The sequence below is a fragment of the Lentzea sp. NBC_00516 genome, assembly GCF_036346835.1.
Lineage (GTDB): Bacteria > Actinomycetota > Actinomycetes > Mycobacteriales > Pseudonocardiaceae > Lentzea > Lentzea sokolovensis.
On the sequence record NZ_CP107840.1, the window covers coordinates 3,658,806 to 3,678,370 of the forward strand.

The following is a 19,565-nucleotide window of genomic DNA, read 5'->3' on the forward strand; positions in this document are numbered from 1 at the left end:
CGATTTCACCTGATCGACAAAAACTGTCAGACCCCCTGAGTACGGTCCGTGGACATCAGCTCCAGGTCGGATTCAGGGGGTCTTGTGGTGCGCAGGTGGGAGCTCGTCTCCGACGGCTCGGCGAAGTTCTGGGAGGTCGGCCAGGCCGGTGCCGTGGTGACCGTCCGGTTCGGACGGCTGGGCACCGCCGGGCAGTCCCAGACCAAGGAGCTGACCTCGGAGGCGGCCGCGGCAGCGCACGTCGCGAAACTGGTGTCGGAGAAGGAGAAGAAGGGCTACCGGGCCGCAGTCGATACCGTGCCCGCGCTGGTGGTGGAGGCTCCTCCTCGCGACGAGGAGACGTGGGTGATGCCCGCGGAGTGGCTGGCGCAGGCGATGCGCAGACGCGACGCCAGACCGTTGCCGGAGTTCGCGGTCGACTCCGCGATGGCGCAGAGGTTCCGCGATCACGTCGCCGCACACGCCGGGAAGATCGAAGAGGCGCTGACGGCACCGGAGCACGAGCGGGATCTGGTGCGGGCGTTGCGGAACCACCACGAGGGCCGGCCTGATCCGCTGGGTGTCGCGGTGCTGCTGACGCTGATCGGGTACGAGTACGGCACCTCGCCGGTGCACTGGTGGATCGAGGACTTCGGGCTGCCGTTCGCCGCCGTGGCGGCCGTGCACATGGCGACCGTGATCGACGGCTACGGCACGTTGAAGACGCACCTGCCGCACCACAGCACGAACCTCGACGCCGACGGCCTTGCGCTGATCGACGTCCGCACCGCGCTGGCCGCGGCGGACGACGCGACCTACGCCGCGACGGTGGCGGAGCTGGAGAAGGTCGGCACCACGTGGTTCGGCGTGGCCGCGCGTGCCTTCCTGGCGCCGACGCGGCAGGACTGGTTCGAGGAGGCGAACGAGTCAGGGGCTCCGACCTGGATGATCCACTGCTCGGCGACCACCGTCGAGCAGTTCGGCGGCCTGAAGCACGGGCACCTGATCTGGTCGCCGATGAGCGTGTTCACCGCGCTGCACGTGCTGGGCCCGGACATCGCGCCGGTGCTGGACGCCGAGCTGCGGGCGAAGGTCGAGTGGGGTGCGGAGTGCCGCAAGCTCGCGCTCGAGGTGCTCTCGGTGCTGCCCACCGACGAGGCGTTCCTGATGCTGCTCAACCGCTTGCACGAGCGGTACGTGCGGCCCGCGCTGCTGTCCGCGATGGCGGCGTTCCCGGCTCGGGCACTGCGGCTGATGACACCCCGCGCAGTCGCCGACGTGGACGTCAGCAACCTGCTGCGCGCTCATCTGCTGACGCATCCCGGCCTGGAACTGCCGTCCGGAATCGCCGATCTCCTGCCCGAGCCCGCTCCGGAGGCACCGGTGGACGCGTTGCCACGAGTGCTGGCCGAACCGCCGTGGACGCACCGCCGCCCGCAACCGAAACCCGTGGTGCTGAAGGATCTCCCGGTGCCTGCCGCCCACATCACGTGGCTGCCGGGCGAGCGCGAGGAGTGGGAGAAGCTCACCGGCTGGTGGACGGGGCGCGGCGAGTACTGGGAGGCGATGGCCGCGGCGATCCGCGCCGGCCACAGCAGCCGCTATCACGACCACCGGCTGTTCGAGAGCGGCCCGGAGGAGCTCGCCCTCCCGCTGCTCGCCGGCTGGACGCCCGGTGACACCTGGGGCAGTGAGGGCTGGGGCAGGCGCATCACGGCCCGGTTCGGCATGGACGCCCTGCCCGCGATGCTCCGCCTAGCGGCGAGCAACCCGCACGTGTCCGGCGTCGTGCTGCTCCCCTACGCCACCACCGAGGTCGCCGGGCTGATGGCGGACTGGCTGGCGCGCCTCAAGACCGCCCGCGCGTTCGCAGTCTCCTGGCTGTCCCGCCACCGCGAGGCCGCCGCCCGCCTGCTGCTGCCGGCCGGGCTCGGCCCGGCGGGATCGGCACGCCGCAACGCCGAGGTCGCCCTGCGCCACCTCCATCTCGAGACCGGTGTGGACGTCATCGCCCTCGCCACCTCGCACAGCGCCGAGGCGGGTGCGGCGATCCGCACGCTGATCGAGATCGACCCGCTCGACGTCCTTCCCGTGAAGCTGCCGGTGATCGGTGACTGGGCCGACCAGCGGCTGCTGCCCCAGGTTCTGCTGGCCGACGGCACCGGAGCGTTGTCCGCCGAGGCCGCGCGGAGTCTGCTGATGACGGCCGCGCTGTCCAAACAGGACGCCGTCTACCCCGGCCTGCCGCTGGCAGTCGAGGCGTGCGACCGCGCGTCGCTGGCGGAGTTCGCCTGGGCGGTCTTCGGCCGCTGGCAGGACGTGAGCGCCCCGGCCAAGGACGGCTGGGTGCTGGCCGCCCTCGGCTGGTTCGGTGACGACGAGACGGTGCGCCGTCTCGCGCCGCTGATCCGCTCCTGGCCGGGCGAGAGCCAGCACGCCCGCGCCGTGGCGGGCCTCGACGTGCTCGCCCAGATCGGCAGCGAGGTGGCGCTGACCCACCTGAACAGCATCGCGGAGAGAGTGAAGTTCAAGGGCCTCAAGGCGAAGGCCCAGGAGAAGGTGTCGGACATCGCCGCCGCACTGGGCCTGAGCCGCGACCAGCTGTCCGACCGTCTGGTGCCCAGGCTGGGCCTGGACGACGCGGCGACGCTGGTGATCGACTACGGTCCGCGCCAGTTCACCGTGGGCTTCGACGAGCAGCTCAAACCGTACGTCCTGGATACGGAGGGCAAGCGCCGCAAGGACCTTCCCAAGCCCGGAGCGCGCGACGACCAGGAGCTCGCACCGGCGGAGCACAAGCGTTTCGCGACGTTGAAGAAGGACGTCCGCACCATCGCGTCCGACCAGATCCACCGCCTGGAACGCTCGATGGTCGACCAGCGCACCTGGACCGCCGAGGAGTTCCACGCCGTCCTCGCCGGCCATCCCCTGCTGTGGCACCTGGTCCGGCGGCTGGTGTGGATCACCGACGGCGGCCTGACCTTCCGCCTGGCCGAGGACCGCACCCTGGCTGACGCCTCCGACGACGAGGTGACGCTGCCCGCGGAGGCCGTAGTCCGAGTCGCCCACCCGGTTGACCTCGCGGACACGCTGCCGGCCTGGGGCGAGGTGTTCGCGGACTACGAGATCCTGCAGCCGTTCCCGCAACTCGGCCGCCCCGTCCACGCCTTCACGCCGGGCGACATGGTCCCCCAGCTGCACAAGTACCTGGACAAGGACGTGCCGGTGGGCAAGTTCCTCGGCCTCACCAAGCGGGGCTGGATGCGCGCCGAGCCCCAGGACAACGGCCACGAGCCGTGGCTGCTCCGCCCGTTGCCGTCCGGCGGCGCGCTGGTGGCGAATCTGGATCCCGGCATCTCGGTGGGCGCGATCGACCTGTTCCCCGAGATGAGGGTCGCCGAACTCTGGTTCTCCACCAGCGGAGAGGGCGACTGGGTCGCACCCCGCGACGGTGGTCCGTCCACGTTCGACGTGGACGCGGTCACCGCCTCCGAGCTCCTCTCGGAACTGGAATCACTGCACGCGTGAAAGCGGGAACGGTTGGTCGTCGATCAACGTCAGACCGGCTCGGCACGGTCACCAACACACTTCGGATCGAAAGCAGGGAGCAGTCAGTGCGCAGGTGGGAGCTCGTCTCGGGCGGCGCGGCGAAGTTCTGGGAGATCGGTCAGGACGGTGCCGCGGTCACCGTCCGGTTCGGACGACTGGACACGCACGGCCAGACCCAGACCAAGGAGCTGGCGTCCGCGGAGGCGGCGCAGGCGCACGTCGCGAAGCTGGTGGCGGAGAAGGAGAAGAAGGGCTACCGCGCGGTCGGTTCCACCGAGGTGGCCGCGCCCCAGCCGGGCGCCGAGCCGGTGTCCACCTCCGCCGCCACGCAGCCCGTTGACGCTCCCACGACGGCCACCTCCCCCGCCGAGAAGCCTGCCGTCGTCGACGAGGACACCTGGGTGATGCCCAAGGCGTGGCTGCGCGACGTGATGCGGCAGCGCGGCTTCCACCCCGCCCCGGAGTTCTCCGTCGACACCGCACTGGCGGAGGGGGCCAGGCAGCGCGTCGCCGAGCAGACGGACACCACGATCGAGCGGATCCTCTCCGAACCGGCCTCCGACCCCGATCTGGTCCAGGCGGCGCGCGAGCACCTCGCCGGCCGGCCGAATCCCGCCGGGGCGGCGGCGATCGCGGCCGTCGTCGCCGTCGGCGAGCAGTCCGTGCACGCCTGGATCGCCGACCACGGCCTGGTGTTCGCCGCAGAGGCCACCGTCGAGTACATGAGGGTGATGTGCGCACGCGAGTGGCTTTCGCAGCAGCGCACGTACGGCCACGAACGGCTGGCGTCCCGCGATGGGTACTTCCACATCACCATCGGCAGCATCGACTGCAAGATGCTGATGGCGGTCCGTTACGCGCTCGCGATCGCGGACGACGCCGAGCGTGACGCCGCGGAGGCCACGCTGAGCAGGCTGGGCGAGAGCGACGAGCCCAACGCCAAGCTGGTGCGGGCGTTCCTGATGCCAGGACGGGCCGACTGGTTCCAGGAGGCGCGCCAGACACCGCACACGAACATCCGCTGGTGGATCCTTCACTGCAGTGCCAGGACCTTCGAGGAGTTCGAGAGCGCGCCGCACTCGGTGACGGGCAACTCGACCGTCCTCCACACGGCGCTGTACGTGCTGGGTCCGGCGATCGCGCCGTTGCTCGCGAAGTCGCTGGACGGCCAGTACCAGCGCGCTGACACCCGCAAACAGGTGCTGAAAACGCTCGCCGCGCTGCCCACCGACGAGGCGTTCGCGCTGCTGCTCGACCGGATCGACGCGAAGTACGTCCGCCCGACCGTGCTGTCCATGATGACGGCGTACCCGGCGCGAGCGGCCAGGCTGCTCGGCGAGCGCTCCGCTCGCAGCGAGGAGTTCCGCCGGCTGCTCAGCGTGCACCTGCGGACGTATCCGCACCTGGAAACACCCGCCGGTTTCGTCGAGGTCGAGTCCACGGGAGTGCCGGAGGCTCCGGCCGAGGCGCTTCCGCCGGTGCTGGCGTCGCCACCGTGGCTGCACCGCAAGCCCGCGGTGAAGCCGGTGGTGGTGCCGGATCTCCCGGTGCCCGGACCGTCGCTCACGTGGCAGCCGGGTGAGCGGGAGGAGTGGCTGAAGGACGGCCACTGGGACACCCACGCCTACGAGACCTGGGAGCACTGGCTGGCGGAGTACGAGGCGGGCCGGATCGGCTACCACATGGCGGACCTCCTCGTCAGGGCACCCGAGGACGAGGTGCGGCACCTGCTCGCGGACTGGCAGCCCCACCTGGGCTGGAGCGCCGAGTCGGCGGGCAAGCGGCTGGCCGCGAAGTTCGGCCTCGACGCGTTGCCGCCCCTGCTGCGCATCGTGGAGAGGAACACGGCCACGGCGGTGATCGTGCTGCCGTTCGCCACGCCCGAGGTCGCCGCGTTGATGGCGGACTGGCTGGTGCGGCTCAAGCAGGTCCGCAAGACCGCGATGGGCTGGCTCGCCCGGCACCGCGAAGCGGCCGCGCGTCTCCTGATTCCCGCGGCTCTGGGCAAACCCGGTGCCGAGCGGCGCAACGCCGAGACCGCGATCCGCCACCTGCACGGCCTCGGGGTGGACGTGGTGGCGCTGGCTCCGACCCCGGAGGCGGCCGAGGGGTTGCGGGTGTTCCTGTCCGTCGATCCCGTCGACGTGCTGCCCGCCAAGCTGCCGGTGATCGGCGAGTGGGCGAACACCGGTCTGCTGCCCCAGGTCCTGCTGCGCGACCGCGGGCAGGCCCTGTCCCCGGAGGCCGCGCGTCATCTGCTGATGACGGCCGCGCTGTCCAAGCCGGGCGACGTCTACGCCGGGCTGCCGATCGCCCGTGAGGCGCTCGACCGCGACTCGCTGGCGGAGTTCGCGTGGGCGGTCTTCCAGCGCTGGCAGGAGGTCGGCGCGCCCTCGAAGGAAGGCTGGGTGCTGACCGCGCTCGGCTGGTTCGGCGACGACTCGACGGTCCGCGCGCTGTCACCGTTGATCCGGGTGTGGCCGGGCGAGAGCCAGCACACCAGGGCGGTGACGGGTCTCGACGTGCTCGCCGACATCGGCACCGAGGTCGCCCTGTCGCACCTGAACAGCATCGCGGAGAAGGTGAAGTTCAAGGGCCTCAAGACCAAGGCCCAGGAGAAGGTCGCGCAGATCGCCGACGAACTGGGCCTGTCCCGCGACCAGCTGGCGGACCGCCTCGTGCCGCGCCTGGGTCTCGACGACGCCGCGAGCCTGGTGATCGACTACGGCCCGCGCCGGTTCACGGTCGGCTTCGACGAACAGCTCAAGCCCTACGTCCTCGACCCGGACGGCAAGCGCCGCAAGGACCTCCCGAAGCCCGGCGCCAAGGACGACCAGGACCAGGCCCCACTGGAGCACAAGCGGTTCGCGGCCCTGAAGAAGGACGTTCGCGCGGTGGCGTCCGACCAGATCCACCGCCTGGAACGGGCGATGGTCGACCAGCGCACCTGGACCGCCGAGGAGTTCCACACCGTCCTCGCCGGCCACCCGCTGCTCTGGCACATCGCCCGCCGGCTCGTGTGGATCACCACCGACGGCGCGTCCTTCCGCCTGGCCGAGGACCGCACCCTCGCCGACTCCGGCGACGACGAGTTCATGCTCCCCGAGGACGCCACCGTCCGCGTGGCGCACCCGGTGGACCTCCAGGCCGAGCTGGAGGCGTGGGGCGAGGTCTTCGCCGACTACGAGATCCTCCAGCCGTTCCCGCAGCTGGGCCGCCCCCTGCACCTGGTCCCGGCGGGCGAGAACCTCCTGCCCCAGCTGAAGAAGTACTGCGACGTCGACCTCCCGATCGGCAAGATCCTCAGCCTCACCAAGAAGGGCTGGATCCGCGGCGAGCCCCAGGACGCCGGCGTGGAGTGCTGGATCACCCGGCCACTACCGTCCGGCGGTGCCGTGGTCGCGTCGCTCGACCCCGGCATCGCGGTGGGCGCGATCGACGTCTTCCCCGAGATCAAGTTCACCGAACTGTGGTTCTCCGCCGACGGGCACGGCTACTGGTCGTCCCAGCGCAACGGGTCGAGCACCCTGGAGGCAGACGCCATCACGGCCTCCGAAATCCTGTCCGAACTGGAGTCACTGCACTCGTGACACCGTGAATCAGGGGGTCTGAGCAGCTCTTTAAGCTCACCGTAAAGAATTGTCAGACCCCCTGAGTAACGTCCGTGCACATCAACTCCCTTGTGTGGCCCCAGGAGGTACAGCAGTGCGCAGGTGGGAACTCGTCGCGGACGGCTCCGCGAAGTTCTGGGAGATCGGGCAGGACGGCGCGACGGTGACCGTCCGGTTCGGACGGCTGGGCACCACCGGCCAGACTCAGTTCAAGGAGCTGGCCTCCGCCGAGGCGGCCGACGCGCACGTCGCGAAACTGGTGGCGGAGAAGGAGAAGAAGGGCTACAGACCGGAAGCCACCGCCGAGCAGCAGCAGCCCGCGTCCGCCGACCCTGCCGCCCAGCAGCCCGCCACCACCACGGCCGACGCCCCGCAGCCCGCCGTCGGGCAGCACGCGGCCCAGTTGCCCGCCGCCCAGCAACCTGCGGCCCCTCCACCCGCCGCCGCCACTCCCGCAGCCCCCATCGACGAAGACACGTGGGTGATCCCCAAGGCGTGGCTGCGCGACGCGGTGCGGCAGCGCGACTTCGACCCGGCCCTGGACTTCGCCGTCGACCCCGCCAAGGCAGAGCAGGCGCGGCAGCAGATCATCGAGCAGGCGGAGAAGATCGAGACCGCCCTGACCGCCAAGGGCTCGAAGGCGGAACTGGTGAGCGCGGCCCGCGAACACCTGGCCGGGCAGCCGACTCCCGTCGGCGCGGCGGCGATCGCGGCCATCACCAAGCCGGGCGCACCCGGCGTGCACGCCTGGATCGCCGACCACGGCCTCGCCTTCGCCACCACGGCGGTCATCCAGCTCACGGGCCTGACCTTCTCCGACGAGTGGGACGACAAGCGCGGCAAATGGACCGGCATCTGCCTGCAGTACGACCGCGGTGGCTTCCAGACGTCGATCGGCGAACCGGAAGGTCTGATGCTCACCGCCCTCCGGTACGCGATCGCCGTCGCGAGCCCTGAGGAACGCGCGGCCGCCGAGGACGCGCTGGAGAAGCTCGGCAAGTCGAAGACCGAGAAGGAACTCCGCTCCTTCCTGATGCCCGAGCGGGCGGACTGGTTCACTCAGGTCCGCAAGCAGGGCTACACGCCGAGCCGGTGGTGGATGTTGCCGAGCAGCGCCCGCAGCCTCGAGGACTTCCGGAAGGCCGGCGAGTCGGTCACGAGATCGGCGTTCCTGCTCTACACCGCGGTGTACGTGCTGGGGCCGGCCGTCGCGCCCCTGCTCGCGGAGGAGCTCGACTCGGACAGCTACCACCAGCGCACGGGCGGCCGCAAGCAGGCGTTGACCGTGCTGGCAGCCTTACCGACGGACGAGGCGTTCACGATCCTGCTCGACCGGCTGGACGGGAAGTACGTGCGGCCCGCGGCGGTGTCCGCGATGAGGGCGTTCCCCGTGCGGGCGGCCCGGCTGCTGGCCGAGCGCGCGTCGTCGAGTGATCACGCGCGCCGGCTGTTGCACATCCACCTGCGGAGCAATCCGCACCTGACCGTGCCCGACGAGGTCGCCACGCTGCTCGCCGAGTCCACCGAGGCGATCATGCCGGAGGCGACCGCGGACCAGCTGCCGGCGCTGCTGGCCTCCCCGCCGTGGCTCAGCCGCCGCAAGCCGGTGAAGCCCGTGGTGCTGGCGGATCTTCCGGTGCCGGAGGCGGCGGTGATCTGGGAGCCGGGCGAGCACGAGCAGTGGCTCGCGTCCGGCTCGGAGTGGATCCAGGACCACCACGACTGGCGCAACCTGCTCAAGGAGTACCAGGCCGGCCTGATCGGCTACTACGACAACGACCTGTTCCTCCTCGCCCCCGAGGACGAGGTGCGGCACCTGCTCGCGGACTGGAAGCCGGTCTACAGCTACGGCGTCGAGGAGTGGGGCAAGAACATCGCAGCCCGGTTCGGCGTCGACGCCGCGCCGGCGCTCATCCGGCACGTCCAGTCCGCGGCTGCGGGCACCGGGATGGTGCTGCTGCCGTTCGCCACCGTCGAGGTGGCCACGCAGATGGCCGACTGGTTCGCCCGCACCAAGGCGGCCCGGCGCTGGGGCCTCGACTGGCTCGCCCGGCACCGCGAGCAGGCCGTCCGTCTCCTCATCCCGGCCGCGGCCGGGAAGGCGGGCGTCCCCCGTCGCAACGCCGAGGCGGCGTTGCGGCACCTGAACAACAACGTCGGTGTCGACGTGGCGGCGATCGCCAAGGAGCGCGGTGCCGAGGCCGCGATCGACGTCGTGCTGGCGGTCGACCCGGTCGACGTGCTGCCCGCGAAGCTGCCGGCGATCGGCGAGTGGTCGGACCCCAGGCTGCTGCCACAGGTGCTGCTGGCGGACCGCAAGCACGCCCTGTCCGCCGAAGTCGCCGGTCATCTGCTGATGACGGCCGCGCTGTCCAAGCCGGGCGAGCTCTACGCGGGGCTGCCGATCGCCCGTGAGGCACTCGACCCCGACTCACTGGCGGAGTTCGCGTGGGCCGTCTTCCAGGCCTGGGAGCAGGCGGGCGCGCCGTCGAAGGAGAGTTGGGCGCTCAACGCGCTCGGCTGGTTCGGCGACGACGAGACCGTGCGCAGGCTGTCGCCGCTGATCCGCAACTGGCCCGGCGAGAGCCAGCACGCCAGGGCGGTCAGCGGGCTCGACGTGCTGGCCGACATCGGCACCGAGGTGGCGTTGTCGCACCTGAACAGCATCGCGGAGAAGGTGTCGTTCAAGGGCCTCAAGACCAAGGCCCAGGAGAAGGTCGCCCAGATCGCGGCCGAGCTCGGCCTGTCCCGCGACCAGCTGTCGGACCGGCTGGTTCCGCGCCTGGGCCTGGACGAGGCCGCGACCCTGGTGATCGACTACGGCTCCCGGAAGTTCACCGTGGGCTTCGACGAACAGCTCAAGCCGTTCGTGCTCGACCCGGACGGCAAGCGCCGCAAGGATCTGCCGAAGCCCGGCGCGAAGGACGACCAGGACCTCGCACCGCTGGAGCACAAGCGGTTCATGGCGCTGAAGAAGGACGTCCGCACCATCGCGTCCGACCAGATCCAGCGGCTCGAACGCGCGATGGTCGACCAGCGCAGGTGGAGCGCCGAGGAGTTCCTGACGGTCCTCGCCGCGCACCCGCTGCTGTGGCACCTGGTCCGCCGCCTGGTCTGGATCACCGACGAGGGCACCTCGTTCCGCCTGGCCGAGGACCGCACACTGGCCGACGAGCACGACGACGAGTTCACGCTGCCCGAGAGCGCCACGGTCCGCGTGGCTCACGCGGTCGACCTGCGGGAGGCGTCGGCGGCGTGGGGCGAGGTCTTCGCCGACTACGAGATCCTCCAGCCGTTCCCGCAGCTCGGCCGCCCGATCCACCTGCTCACCTCAGCCGGCGACCTTCTCCCCCGTGCGAAGAAGTACTGCGACACCCCGTACCCGATCGGCAAGATCCTCGGCCTGACCAAGAAGGGCTGGGTGCGCGGCACCCCGCAGGACGCGGGCGTCGAGTGCTGGATCACCCGGCCGTTCCCCGATGGCGGCGCGCTCGTCGCCAGGCTCGAACCCGGCATCGCGGTGGGCGCCATGGACGTCTTCCCCGAGGTCGGTTTCAGCGACATGTGGTTCTCGCGCAACGGTCACGGCGCGTGGTCCGCTCCGGCGGACGCGCCCGCCACCTACGAGGTCGACCCGATCACCGTCTCCGAGCTCCTCTCCGAACTGGAGTCCTTGCAGCCATGACCAGCACCCAGACGATGCAGCGTCCTCCCGCCGAGGTCCGCTACGCCGACGAGCTCGCCAAGCTGCGCGACACCGACACCGCGCCCAGGCCACCGGGCTGGGCGCTGAGCCTCGAAGCCGCGCGCCGGTTCGTGGTGGGAGACGAGAACCGGGGCATCCGCAGGAAGTTCGTCGGCGATCCGTCTCTTGTGGACAGAGCGCTGGTCACGCTGGCGACGAGCCGCGGCCTGATGCTGGTCGGTGAGCCGGGCACGGCGAAGTCGTTGCTGTCCGAGCTGATCGCGGCGGCGGTGTGCGGCGAGTCGACGCTGACGATCCAGGGCGGCGCGGCGACGACCGAGGACCAGATCAAGTACTCGTGGAACTACGCGCTGCTGGTCGCGGAGGGTCCGTCGCCGCGTTCGCTCGTGCCGGCGCCGATGCTGCGGGGCATGGCCGAGGGCAAGATCGTGCGGTTCGAGGAGATCACCCGCTGCCCGCTGGAGGTCCAGGACTGCATGCTGTCGATGCTGTCCGACCGCGTGATGGCGATCGGCGAGCTGAACGGTCCGGACGGCATGGTGTTCGCGCAGGACGGGTTCAACGTGATCGCCACGGCGAACACGCGGGACAGGGGCGTGAACGAGATGAGCGCCGCGCTCAAGCGGCGGTTCAACTTCGAGACGGTGTTCCCGATCGCCGACTTCGACACCGAGCTCGCCCTGGTCGAGCAGGAGGCGGCGAAGCTGCTGGAGAAGTCCGGTGTGGAGCTCGCGCCGAGGCGTGACGTGCTGGAGGTCCTGGTCCGCACGTTCCGCGATCTGCGCGAGGGCGGCGACCGGCTCACGACCGTCATGAGCACGGCCGAGGCGGTGTCGGTGGCGCACGCGGTGGGGCTGCGGGGCTGGTTCCTGCGCGGCGAGGTCGGGTCGGCCGCGGACGTCGTGGAGTGCCTGGCGGGTACTGCGGCGAAGGACAACGCGGAGGACCTGGCGCGGCTGCGGCGGTACCTGGAGCAGCACGCGGCGCGCCGCAAGGGCGAGCAGTGGCAGGAGCTGCACCGCGCCCGGCACCTGCTGCCCGGCTGATGGGGGCCGTCTTCGTCGGCGTCCGGCACCACAGTCCCGCCTGTGCCCGGCTGGTCGCCGCCACGATCTCGGAGCAGCAGCCCGCGTACGTGCTCATCGAAGGTCCCGCCGACTTCAACGAGCGCATCGACGAGCTGCTGCTCGGCCACGAGCTGCCCGTCGCGTTGTTCAGCTACTCCGACCAGCACGCGTCGTGGTCGCCGTTCTGCGACTACTCGCCGGAGTGGGTGGCGATCACCGAGGCACGCCGGTGCGGCGCCGAGGTCAGGTTCATCGACCTGCCCGCGTGGCACGAGGCGTTCCGCGACGTCAGCAACAGGTACGCGGACGCGGAACTGCGCTACACCGAGGTCGTCGAGCGGTTGTGCCGGGAGTTCAACGTCGACAACGTCGACGCGCTCTGGGACCACCTCTTCGAGTGCGAGACCGAGCCGACGGGCATGGCCGAGTACTTCGATCTGCTGCGCGGCACGGCGACCGCGGACGAGGGCGACTCGGCGCGCGAGGAGTACATGGCGCGCTGGGTGCGGGCGGCGGTGCAGGACGCGGGCGACAGGCCCGTCGTCGTGATCACCGGCGGCTTCCACACGGCCGCGCTCAAGGCGAAGCTCGACGGCACCACCGAGTGGCCCGAGGTTCCCGAACGTGAGAGAGGCGCGAGCTATCTCGTGCCGTATTCGCACGCACGGCTGGACGCGTTCACCGGCTACCAGTCGGGCATGCCGTCACCCGGCTACTACCAGCAGGTCTGGGAGGCGGGGTCGCAGCGCGCGGCGGACTGGCTGGTCGAGTCGGTGGCGACGCGGCTGCGCAGGCGGCTGCAACCGGTGTCGACGGCCGACCTCATCGCGGCGCGCACCCAGGCCGGGGCGCTGGCCAGGTTGCGCGGTCACGAGAACCTGGCACGCACGGACGTGCTCGACGGCCTGACCAGCGCGTTGATCTCCGAGGACCTGACGCAGCCGCCGCCGTGGACGCGGCGCGGCACGTTGCAGCCCGGCGCGCACCCGGCGTTGATCGAGATGATCGGGGCGTTGCGGGGCGACAAGGTCGGCAGGCTGCACCCGGACACGCCGGCGCCGCCGCTGGTCAACGCCGTGCAGGAGCTGTTGCGGACGCACGGCCTCGACCAGGAGGGCAAGGTCGCGCTCGACCTCACGGACGCGGAGGCGTTGGAGCGCAGCAGGATCCTGCATCGCCTGCGGGTGCTGCGGATTCCCGGTTTCGAACGCACGAGCGGCCCGTCCGAGGGCGCCGCGCCGCAGCTGGACGAGCAGTGGACGCTGCGACCGGCCGACGAACGGCTGGCGGCGCTGATCGAGGCCGCCGAGAACGGCGCCACGCTGGAGGAGGCGGCGGGGGCGGTGCTGGAACGCCGTTCCCGGGACGCTCAGCTGGAGCACCTGGCCACCATCCTGTTCGACGCGGTGCTCTGCGGGATCTCGGCGTTGTCCGGACAGGTCCAGCAGAGCCTCAACGACGGCGTCCGGGCGACGGGCGACCTCGCCGCGCTCGGGTCCGTGCTGAGCGGAGTGCTCGGACTGTGGCGGCACGACAGGTTGTTCGGCACGAGAAAGGATCCGCTGCTGGGCTCGGTGATCGACGCGGGCACGGCGCGGGTGCTGTGGCTGGTCGAGGGCCTGCACGGCGGCCCGGCCCCGGCCGATCCGCACCGCCTCAAGGCCATGGCGGCGACCAGGGACGCGGTGCTGCACGCGAAGTCCGCGCTGTCACTGGACATCGCGGACGTCACCGGCGTCGCGACCCGAGTGAGCAACGACGTGGAGGCGCCGCCGGATCTGCGCGGCGCCGCACTCGGGCTCGCCTGGACGCTCGGCTCCCAGCCGGACGTGCGCAAGGTGCGCAACATCGAGGCGCTCGGCGACTGGCTCACCGGGTTGTTCGCGGTCGCGCGGGAAGAGGTGCTGGCGAGTCCCGATCTGGTCGGGGTGCTCGACGAACTGGTCAGCGCGATGAACGAGGACGAGTTCCTGGTGGCGCTGCCCGCGTTGCGGCTCGCCTTCAGCTACTTCCCGCCCAGGGAAAGGGAAACCATCGCGGCCACCGTCCTGCACCATCGCGGTGTCGAGGGCAGCGCGAAGGGCGTCACCCGTCTCACCGTCGACCCGATGGTCGTGGCGGAGGCGATGGCGATCGAGAAGCGCGTGGACGCGTTGCTGCTGAAGGGCGGGCTGGCATGACGGACCTGGAACGCTGGCGGCTGATCCTCGGCGAACCCGCGTCGCGCTGCACCGGAGGGTTGCAGGGCGACGCGGCCCGCCGGGACACGGCGCTGGAGTGGCTCTACGGCCGCGATCCCGAACTGGCCGAACGCGGCGTGCGCAAGGGCGGCAGCGAGGACTCGGTGCTGCAGACCGTCGACTGGCTGGACGAGGTGCACACCCTCTTCCCGCGCGAGACGATCGAACGACTGGAGCGCGACGCGGTCGAGCGGTACGAGATCACCGACGTCGTCACCGATCCCGAAGTGCTGCAACGGATCGAACCGAACCCGGCGCTGCTGCGCGCGGTGCTGCGGACCAAGCACCTGATGAACCCCGCCGTGCTCGCACTGGCGCGCAAGATCGTCGAAGCGGTCGTGAAGCAGTTGATGGAGAAGCTCAAGACGGAGGTGCGCACGGCGTTCAGCGGCACGAGGTCGCGGCGGCCGAGCATCCACAAGAACTCGCGCAACTTCGACTTCCGCTCCACGATCAGGGCAAACCTCCAGCGCTACCAACCGGAAGAGCGCAAGCTCGCGATCGAGCACCCGAAGTTCGTCTCCCGCACCAAACGGCACCTGGAGCAGTGGCAGGTGATCCTGCTGGTGGACCAGTCGGGGTCGATGACCAGCTCGGTGATCCACTCAGCCGTCACGGCGGCCTGTCTGTGGGGGTTGCCGGGGCTCAGGACGCACCTGGTCGCCTTCGACACCAACGTGGTCGACCTGACCTCGGACGTGACGGATCCGGTCGAGTTGCTGATGAAGGTGCAGCTCGGCGGCGGCACGGACATCGCCAAGGCCGTGGCTTACGGCGCCAATCTCGTGGACAGCCCGCGCCGGTCGATCGTGGCGATCATCAGCGACTTCTACGAGGGCGGCAGCGAGGCGCACCTGGTCCGCACGGTGAAGGACCTGTGCGAGCAGGGCACCCACGTGCTGTGCCTGGCGGCGCTGGACGACGAGGCGAACCCGGACTACGACCGGGCGCTGGGCCAGCGCCTCGCGAACGTCGGCGCTCACGTCGGCGCGATGACCCCAGGACAGCTCGCGGAATTCGTTGCGGAGAAGCTCAGGTGACCAGACCCGACCTGATGGCACTGACCCCGGACGCCCTCGCGGCGCTGGCCAACCGCGGTCTGGTGAAACGCGCCGTCAAGGAGCTCGACGCGGGCGTCGTCCCGGCGCTCGACACCGATCCGGCCGGTGCCGTCCAGGGCAAGTTCCCGGACGGCACCACGACGACGCTGCCGCCGGGCATCGCGCTCGACGCGGCACGGTGCAGCTGCGGCGCGGCGGGCGTCTGCCGGCACCGCATCGCCGTCGTCTTGGCGTACCAACGCACTCAGGAGGCGACCGCACCGGCCGAACTGTGGTCACCGGGCTCGGTGACGGACACCGACCTGGTGGCGTTGATGGGCGAACGCACGCTGCGCCGCGCCCGCAGGGCCTTCCAGGCCGGCTACCGAGCCAAGCTCCGCCGCCCGACTGCGGAAGACCAGACCGCACAGGCGGAACTCCCCACCTGCACGGTCACGTTCCTGGTCCCCGGCGACCTGTCCTACGTCCACACCGACGCGGTGAACAAGGACGAGGCGACAGCGCTCGCGGTGTGGGCGTTCCGCGAGGCGGACGCGCAGGGAACCGACACGGTCGACGTCGGTGGATCTCCCACCACCGCAACGGATCTGACCGCCGTCACCGACCTGCTCGACCAGTTGCTGCTCGACGGCACCACCAACGCGAGCGAGGTGCTCGACGTCGCGTGGCAGCGCCTGCACCGCGACCTCACCGCGCAACGCCTGCACTGGCCCGCAGCCGTGATCACCGACCTCCTCGCCCAACTGGCCGCGTACCGCAAGCGCAGCGCCGACTACGAGGCCGAGCAGTTCGCCGCGCTGCTGACCGAACTGCACGCGCGAACCACCGCCACGGGCCCCCGTGCCGAGATCCTGGGCCCGGACGAGCCCGCCGAAACACCGCTCAAGCGAGTCCGGCTGACCGCGCTGGGCGCCCGCGTGCGCGCGGCGAACGCGGTCGACGTCTACTTCGCCTCGGGCGACGTCGTCCTGGTGCAGCGCGACACTCCCCTGCGCACCGGCGTCCGGCTGGCGGCGTCGAACGTGGTGTCCGAGTCGGCGACCCGCAGCGCGAGCCGGGCAGTGACCCTGAAGACGAGCAGGGTGGCCAAGACCTCGCTCACACCGGTCGGCACGGCCTGGGACCACCTGCCGCAGGCCCTGGTGATCGACGACTACGACAAGGCCGCCGCACACCTGGCCGAACTGCCGCCGCGCCAGGTCCGCGCGAGGGTGGAGGCCGAACTGGTCCGCGCGATCCGGGTCACCGAGGTGTCCGACCTCGCCTACGACCCGGCCGCGCAACGCCTCACCGCCACCCTGCACGACCCGACGGGCACGTCGTGCCTCCTGGAAGCAACACACCGAGCCGTCGCACCACACTCACTGGACGCCCTGACAGCAGCGTTGCGCGCCACCCCGACGACGATCACCGGCAGCGTCCGGCGGCATCGAGGCACCCTGGTCGTCGACCCGCTGGCCGTCCACACCCCGGCGGGAGTAGTCGTCGTGGACCTCGCGACGGACACGACTCCACAACCCCTGTCACCGGGAATCACGACGTCCGACCCGCTGAGCGCGGCGGTCGACAGCGCGCTGACAGTGCTGGCCGAGGCCTCTCATCGAGGCCTGGACCACCTGACGGACAGCCTGCTCACCCGCGTACGCGAGGTAGGCGCGCACCTGCACCGCGCGGGGCTGCGCACGGCGGCGGCCGGCGTCACAGCGTTCGCCGACGGCCCGGCCTCGGCCACCTGGCTCGCCGCGCACCTGCGATTACTGGTCACGGCCGACGCGCGCTAGCGAGGCCGCCCAGCCCGGACACGACCGCATCCGCCCAGGAGGTCCAACCTGGTCCAGCAAACTCATCCGCGACCAGGCACGGCGAACGCCCGCTGACAGGTCCGATCGCCCTGCCCACTCGCATCCGCCCGCTTAGCGCAGCAACTCACCCACGGCCAGGTCACGACCGCCGCCAACTGACGGGCCGATCCGCCCTACCCACCCGTAGCCGCCGATCCCACCTAGCGCAGCAACCCACTCACAACCAGGTCACTGCCGTCGTCCACGTGGCCGGTTCCGGCTCAGCGCACCTGCACGGCACGGACCCGTTCAGCACCACGGCGTCCACCAACGCCCCGTCCGCGGCCACCCGACTCCGCGGGCACCTTCCGGTCATGGCCGCCCACCGGCACAACGGGAGCCACCACCACCGACGAGGTTGGGTCGATGCGTTGGGACAGCACGTAGTCCTCGGCGGCCTCGGCCACCCGCCCGAGCCGTTCCAGCACGAAGCCACGCAGGTAGGCGGCACGAGCCGCACCCCAGCCGCCGAGCGCGATCCCGCGGCCGTAGGCCTCCAAGGAAGCCTCCAGCTGACCGCACGCGGCCAGTGCGTCGCCCTGCAACGCCCACGTCCTGTGGTCGCCGGGACTGAGCTCGACCAGTTCGCCGGCGTAGCCGACGGCGCGCTGTCCCAGGCCGACGGCGACGTGGGTCTGCACGAGGAAGGAGTAGAGGGCGTAGGCCTCGTCCGCCCAGGCCAGCCGGTCCATCTCGGCCGTACCCGGCGTCGCCGAAGTGAGCGATTCCAGTGCGCGGCCGAGGAGACGGTGTGTCTCGACGATGTCGTGCCGCACGAACGGAACCGCGGCGATCGCCCGGTGCAGCCGGGCTCGGTGCAGGGCGGCGGTGAAGCCGTTCTGCGGCAGCTCGGACGTGGCCTTCGTCGCCAGCGCGGCGGCGGCCTGCAGGGACGTGGAGTCGGCGCCGCGGGCCGCGTTGCGGAACGCCACGAACAACGCCAGGTCGCGGCGCGTCTCGGGAGGAAGCCCGGACCTGGCGCCGCGCAACGCCATCGCCTCCACGGCGGAGGACGGGAGGTGGCAGCGGAGCACGGCCAGCTGTTCCAGCGCGAGTTCGGGCGAGAACACGTGTTTGCGCGGGTCGATCACGCTCAGGCCGATCACCGAGGCCGCGCGCTGCGGATATCCCAGGCGCAGCAACAGGTCACAGGCCAGGCGGCGTTCGGCCGTGCGCAACGAGCCGAGCGCCCGTTCGTGCACCTTCCACCACAGTTCGGAGGCCAGGTCGACCGGGAACTCCGTCATGTCCGGGCCGACGCCGTCGAGCCGGCCCCAGCTCGCGGCCGTCAGCAGCCGCAGCTGGGCGGACGGCGGTTGGTCGAAGCGCGGAACGCCCGCCGAGGCTCCCGTCACGAACGCCCGGGCCATGGCGTGGGTGATGCGGGCGTGCAGCGCGGAGGTCGTGCCGGGTGCGGACAGTCCGGCGTAGACGCCGCAGGCGACGGGCACCTGGGCGGTGCGCAGGGCGCGCAGCCGGACCGCCAGCGCGTGGGGACTCGGGTCGGTGCGGTACCGCGGCATCGCGGTCATGCTGGCCTCCCTGATCTCAGTTCAGCAGTTCCCAGCCGCGCCGGGTCAGGCGGTGGCGCACCGACCGTCCGTTGCGGTGGGTGGACACGAAACCCGCTGTGCGCAGAGCGGTGGCGTGCTGCGACGCCGTGGGCAGGCTGATGCCCACGTGCTTGGCGAGTTCGGTGGTGGTGCGTTCGGAGGTGAGCGCCCGCAGCACCAGCGTCCGGGTGCGTCCCAGCGCCAGTTCGAGGCTGGCGCCACTCGGCTGAGGTGCCGTGACGGGGTAGAACAGCAGTGGTTGCGGTTCGGCGAACATCGACACCGCCGGGCGGGTCAGCCCGTTGAGCACCGGCACGATGAGCATCCCCGTGCCGCGCAACGAGATCTCGGTGTCCCAGCCCAGTTCGACGTGCAGCGCGGGCGAGGTCCACGAGATCGACGGGTGCAGGTGGCCGAGCAGGTCCCCCAGCCCGCGCGTCACGCCCTGCGACGACCGCAGACGCACCTCGGCGTCGAACCCCTGCCTCGTCTGCGGCCAGTTCGGGCCGAGCAGGTCGCGGAATCCCGCGTGGAAGGCGGACCTCAGGTCCTGGCGCGAGGTCGGGGTGCCGGCCGCGAACGACCGCAGCCACGGCGACGTCGTGCCGAGCATGCTCGCGATCTGGTCGCGCACCCGTGTCGACGGCACCTCGAGCACCTGGCGCACGGCGTCGTCGAAGTCGGGCCGCGCGGAGTTGAAGAAGTCGGGAATGAACCGGCCAGGCCTGACCAGTTCGGCGAGCGGGCGGATCTGCGGCAGCAACAGGCGGTCCCAGTTGCCGCTGTGCATGGTGAACACCAGCTCGTACATCGGCAGTGGAGCCGACGCGAACCGCGTGCGCGCCAGATCTTCCAACTCGAACAGAATTGTCAGTCCGCGCCCCTTGGGCACGGATTCGGACATCACGATCGGCATGTGCTTCCCCCCGGAGTGCCCCCCACCTCCGACGGTACGCAG

Annotated in this window: 9 protein-coding genes; 7 read left to right on the forward strand and 2 right to left on the reverse strand. The window is 71.0% G+C overall.

What is annotated here, in order from left to right; translation table 11 throughout:
- The first annotated feature begins 87 nt into the window (after nucleotides 1-87).
- The 7 genes from OG205_RS16370 to OG205_RS16400 all read left to right on the forward strand — a co-directional run bounded on the left by OG205_RS16370 (nucleotide 88) and on the right by OG205_RS16400 (nucleotide 16,994).
- Nucleotides 88-3,507, forward strand: a complete 3,420-nt coding sequence (locus OG205_RS16370; protein ID WP_330277103.1) for a DUF4132 domain-containing protein — start codon at nucleotides 88-90, stop codon at nucleotides 3,505-3,507.
- Between the two features lie 86 nt (nucleotides 3,508-3,593).
- Nucleotides 3,594-7,118, forward strand: coding sequence for a DUF4132 domain-containing protein (locus OG205_RS16375; RefSeq protein WP_330277104.1), 3,525 nt, complete (start codon nucleotides 3,594-3,596; stop codon nucleotides 7,116-7,118).
- Nucleotides 7,119-7,233: 115 nt separating this feature from the next.
- Nucleotides 7,234-10,824: a DUF4132 domain-containing protein gene (locus tag OG205_RS16380; protein WP_330277105.1), complete on the forward strand. Its 3,591-nt coding sequence runs from the start codon at nucleotides 7,234-7,236 to the stop codon at nucleotides 10,822-10,824.
- Nucleotides 10,821-11,891, forward strand: a complete 1,071-nt coding sequence (locus OG205_RS16385) for an ATP-binding protein (RefSeq protein ID WP_330277106.1) — start codon at nucleotides 10,821-10,823, stop codon at nucleotides 11,889-11,891. The genes OG205_RS16380 and OG205_RS16385 overlap by 4 nt, the downstream gene beginning before the upstream one ends.
- Nucleotides 11,849-14,092: a DUF5682 family protein gene (locus tag OG205_RS16390; RefSeq protein ID WP_330277107.1), complete on the forward strand. Its 2,244-nt coding sequence runs from the start codon at nucleotides 11,849-11,851 to the stop codon at nucleotides 14,090-14,092. Before OG205_RS16385 ends, OG205_RS16390 begins: the two co-directional genes overlap by 43 nt.
- Complete coding sequence (locus OG205_RS16395; RefSeq protein WP_330277108.1) at nucleotides 14,089-15,192, forward strand: VWA domain-containing protein; 1,104 nt, start codon at nucleotides 14,089-14,091, stop codon at nucleotides 15,190-15,192. Before OG205_RS16390 ends, OG205_RS16395 begins: the two co-directional genes overlap by 4 nt.
- Nucleotides 15,189-16,994, forward strand: coding sequence for a hypothetical protein (locus OG205_RS16400; RefSeq protein WP_330277109.1), 1,806 nt, complete (start codon nucleotides 15,189-15,191; stop codon nucleotides 16,992-16,994). The genes OG205_RS16395 and OG205_RS16400 overlap by 4 nt, the downstream gene beginning before the upstream one ends.
- Nucleotides 16,995-17,275: 281 nt before the next feature.
- Here the strand turns inward: OG205_RS16400 and OG205_RS16405 are convergent, their stop codons facing one another.
- Entirely contained in the window at nucleotides 17,276-18,586 is a 1,311-nt protein-coding gene (locus OG205_RS16405) for a tetratricopeptide repeat protein (protein WP_330277110.1), read from the reverse strand.
- 16 nt (nucleotides 18,587-18,602) lie between these two features.
- Nucleotides 18,603-19,523: an ArsR/SmtB family transcription factor gene (locus OG205_RS16410; RefSeq protein WP_330277111.1), complete on the reverse strand. Its 921-nt coding sequence runs from the start codon at nucleotides 19,521-19,523 to the stop codon at nucleotides 18,603-18,605.
- Nucleotides 19,524-19,565: the final 42 nt, after the last annotated feature.